The sequence below is a fragment of the Burkholderia sp. BCC1644 genome (genome assembly GCF_902833225.1).
Taxonomy (GTDB): domain Bacteria; phylum Pseudomonadota; class Gammaproteobacteria; order Burkholderiales; family Burkholderiaceae; genus Burkholderia.
In genome coordinates, this window is sequence record NZ_CADFEI010000057.1 from 1 (window position 1) to 685 (window position 685).

Sequence of the window (685 nt, forward strand, 5' to 3'; positions counted from 1 at the left end):
TCGAGCCCGACCATCAGCGTGCCCAGGTACAGGCCCTTCGCCATCCACTGCTTGAAGTTGCGCGCGCGGTACAGCTCCGTGTACAGCCACGACTGCTTGAAGGCATCCGGGTACGCGTTGAGCTCGTCCGACTGGCGGCCGGCCTGCACCGCGTCGAATGCGGCGTCGGCCGCCAGCATGCCGGTCTTGATCGCCGCATGGCTGCCCTTGATCCGCGAGGCATTCAGGAAGCCCGCGTCGTCGCCGATCAGCGCGCCGCCCGGGAACACCGTCTTCGGCAGCGACAGCAGCCCGCCCGCCGTGATCGCACGCGCGCCGTACGACACGCGCTTGCCGCCTTCGAGGAACGCGCGGATCGACGGGTGCGTCTTGTAGCGCTGGAATTCCTCGAACGGCGACAGGTACGGGTTCGTGTAGCCGAGGCCGACCACGAAGCCGACCACGACCTGGTTGTTGTCCATGTGATACAGGAACGAGCCGCCGTACGTATCCGACTTCAGCGGCCAGCCGGCCGTGTGGATCACCAGGCCCGGCTTGTGCTTCGCGGGATCGATTTCCCACAGTTCCTTGATGCCGATCCCGTACGCCTGCGGCTCGGCGTTCGCGTCCAGCTTGAACTTCGAGATCAGCTGGCGGCCGAGGTGGCCGCGGCAGCCTTCGGCGAACAGCGTGTACTTCGCGTGCA

At 66.6% G+C, this 685-nt stretch carries 1 protein-coding gene; it reads right to left on the reverse strand.

The features are described from left to right. The coding region (locus HWX87_RS37670; protein ID WP_176051840.1) for an NAD(P)/FAD-dependent oxidoreductase at nucleotides 1-685 on the reverse strand (685 nt) is incomplete at both ends.